The sequence below is a fragment of the Aquimarina sp. RZ0 genome, from assembly GCF_008370685.1.
GTDB lineage: Bacteria > Bacteroidota > Bacteroidia > Flavobacteriales > Flavobacteriaceae > Aquimarina.
Window position 1 is genome coordinate 1 of sequence record NZ_VTZU01000154.1, and the last position, 3,676, is coordinate 3,676.

The window sequence follows — 3,676 nt, forward strand, 5'->3', positions numbered from 1 at the left end:
TAGAGTTAGATGCAGCCTTGAGTGCTTCGATTCATAAGGTATGTCAAAAAGAAGGTGTTACCTTGTTTATGTTTTTATTGTCAGCATTTAAGGTGTTATTATCCAGATATAGTGGTCAGGAAGATATATGTGTTGGTACTCCTATAGCGAATCGTACACAGTCAGAATTAGAGGAGATTATTGGTTTATTTGTTAATACATTAGCGATTAGAAGTGAAGTAAATAATGAACTTAGTTTTAAAGAGCTATTAACTCAGGTAAAACAAACTACTCTAGAAGGGTATGATCATCAATTAGCTTCTTTTGAAAAAGTAGTTAATCGTATCATATCTAATCGTGATTTAAGCATGTCTCCTCTGTTTCAGGTGATGTTTGTTTTACAAAACACTCCAGAAGAAGTCGAAATAGAATTGGAGGATTTAAAAGTGACTCAGTACGAATATGAAGGAAATACTTCTCTGTTTGATTTGACCTTAAATGTTGATCAAAAGGAGTCAGGGATTGTATTACAGATGGAATATTGTAGCGCTCTATTTAATAGAGTTACGATTCAAAAAATGTTAATTCATTATAAAAAATTATTGCGTAGTATACTTCTATCCCCATCATCGAATATAGGAAATTTATCGATATTAACAGACGAAGAGTCACATACACTATTGGATGTATTTAACGATACCAAAGTAGAGTATCCAGAGGGGTATACATTAATTTCTTTATTTGAAGATCAAGTATCCAAAAATCCAGATGCAATAGCCGTAGTTTTTGAAGATAAAGAGTTAACTTATAAAGAACTTAATGAGAAATCCAATCGTTTAGCACATCATTTACAAAAGCAGTATGAATTAGATTCGGGGAGTTTTGTAGGCATTATGCTCGAGCGCTCAGAGTGGTCAATAATTTCGATGTTAGGCATAATGAAATCTGGAGCAGTATATGTTCCTATCGATACAGAATACCCAATTTCTAGAAAATCATTTATCATAGAGGATACTCAGTTAAAGGTTTTAATAATTGAATCCGAAAATTTATTTGATAGTATAGAATTGAATGTTCCAGTATTTTCTATTGATATAGAGTTAGAAAGCTTATCACAAGAGGATACGTTTTTTAAAAATCCTTCTTTTAAGGTTTTACCCAATGATTTGGCATATGTAATATATACTTCGGGTAGTACAGGTGTACCTAAAGGCGTGATGATCGAACATCAAAGTATTATCAATACGATATGTTCTCAAATAGACTCTTTTTCAATTAAAGCCAATGACCATTGCCTTCAGTTTGCCAGTCATTCTTTTGATGCATCTGTTTGGGAAATTTATATCTCTCTTTTAGGTGGAGCAAGTTTATATATTGTATCAGAAGGAGTTAAATCAGATACAACTTTGTTTTCGACATATATAAAGAAAAACGGAGTTACATTTGCAACACTTCCTCCTGCATTTTTACAAGTATTAAATGGAGATGATTTATTGGGAATCGAGACTTTAATCACTGCTGGAGAGAAAATACCAGTAGAGGTAGCTCAACTCTTTTCTGAAAATCATAAGTATATCAATGCTTATGGACCGACAGAGACTAGTATTTGTGCCACTACTTTTGATGGCCCCATAGTAGGAGATAATGTCCCAATAGGTAAACCCATTTCCAACACTAGTGTATATATTGTAGATTCTGAAATCAATCTGTTACCCATAGGTGTAGTAGGAGAGTTGTGTATTGGTGGCCCTGGTTTGGCAAGAGGATATCTAAATAGAAAAGAACTAACCAATGAAAAATTCGTGAATAATCCATTTGTAGATGGAGAGAGCCTATATAAAACAGGAGATTTAGCACGTTGGTTAGCTGATGGTAATATTGAATTTATTGGTAGAACAGATGATCAAGTAAAGATTAGAGGATACCGAATTGAATTAGAGGAAATAGAACGTGCAGTGCTGAGTAATGAAAATATTCAGAGTTGTTGTGTTTTGGTTAAAGACGATGCTATGGGGAATCGACTTTTGGTGGGGTATTTAGTAGGTAAAGAAGACTTTAATACCGAAGATACCCAAGACTATTTAAAAAGAAAGTTACCTGAGTATATGGTTCCGGGAATTTGGGTTACTTTACCAGAAATGCCTTTAACTAGAAATGGGAAAATTGATAAGAAGAGGCTGCCAAGCCCCGAACAACCTGATACTGGTATAGCATATGTTGCACCTCGTAATAAGATAGAATCAGAATTGGTTGCAATTTGGGAAGAATTGTTAGGTATAGAGAGCGTAGGTATTCATGATGATTTCTTTGCTTTGGGAGGACATTCTATTTTAGCCATAAAATTGGTTTCTAAAGTAAACTTGATATTGAGTAAAAAGTTAAGTGTCTCTATTTTATTTGAGTACCCAACAATTGCCTTATTGTTAGAAAACACATCTTCTATAGGTTCTGCTGAGAATAATATTATAATTACATTACAAGAAAAAGGACACCAAACTCCAATATTTTTTACTCCACCAGTTGGTGGAACAGTAGGATGTTATCGGGAGTTAGTTAAACTTTTGGGAGACCAACAACCAGTTCATGCATTTCAATGTCCTGGATTAGATGGAAAAACCCCAATATCTGGGTCACTAGAAGAAATGGCCACTACATTTATTGAAGAAATGCAAAAAATAGATTCATCAGGACCTTATCGATTGGGAGGGTATTCATTTGGAGGAAGAGTTGCATTAGAGATGGCATTGCAATTAACATCCGCAGGGTTTAAAGTTGAAGAATTATTAAGTATTGATGCAGAACTTCCCGAAGTAAGTAATCAGATTTCTGAAGAATTGGATCAAGACAACGTATTTCGAGATTTTTTACATGAAGAAATTGATGAAATACGTGAACTATTCGAGATAGAATTAGCCTTACCAGATTCAATTCTTGAAGGTAAATCTAAAGAAGAGCAGATAAAGACACTATGTAAATGGATAGGAGATTCTGGATTAGCAATGACAGAAGATGAAATCAGAGGGCATTTAGAAGTAGTTTTTAGTAATACTACCTACCCCTATATTCCTGTTATTGAAGAAAAGCTAAATACTAAAGTCATTTTGTTTAGAGCAGCATTTATTCCTGTTAAATTAGGAATAGAACCCGATGTCGAAATAGGAATAGAGGATAATGATGCGGTAGCGTTAGATTATGGATGGAGCAGATATACTAATAAAGAGGTAAAAATCTATTCAATACCTACAACCCATCCCCAAATATTAGATCATCCATTTGTCAATCAAATTTCTGAATATTTAATAGAAAATAGTACAGAAAAAAAGATTGATGATATGATTTATTCTTAGAAGTGGTTTAAACTTTTTTGATTCTAGTGAAAAATAGTAATTTTTTGATCAATTGAAGTGTTTTTTGCTCTTCATAGCAGCGTTACGAAGTGAGAAAAATGCGAAAATTGAGTGAAAAAGGACATTTTTATAGCGAATTGAAAAAAGTTTAAACCACCTCTTAGCCAAGAGATGGTAATGTACTTTATCATCTTAATTCGGAGACCTCGTTTTTTACTTTATTATACGATTTACGGAATAATATTTCGTATATTTGTATATGGGTAAACATATATCATTTAGAGTAACAGAATCGTCTTCAGAACTTCGTTCAATGATTCGAAAGGAATCAAATTCTAAAAATATTTTAC

At 33.2% G+C, this 3,676-nt stretch carries 1 protein-coding gene; it reads left to right on the plus strand.

The window, feature by feature from the left end:
- Positions 1–3,326: non-ribosomal peptide synthetase (locus F0000_RS26630; protein WP_149627741.1), on the plus strand; the 3,326-nt coding region annotated here is incomplete at its 5' end.
- Between the last annotated feature and the right edge of the window lie 350 nt (positions 3,327–3,676).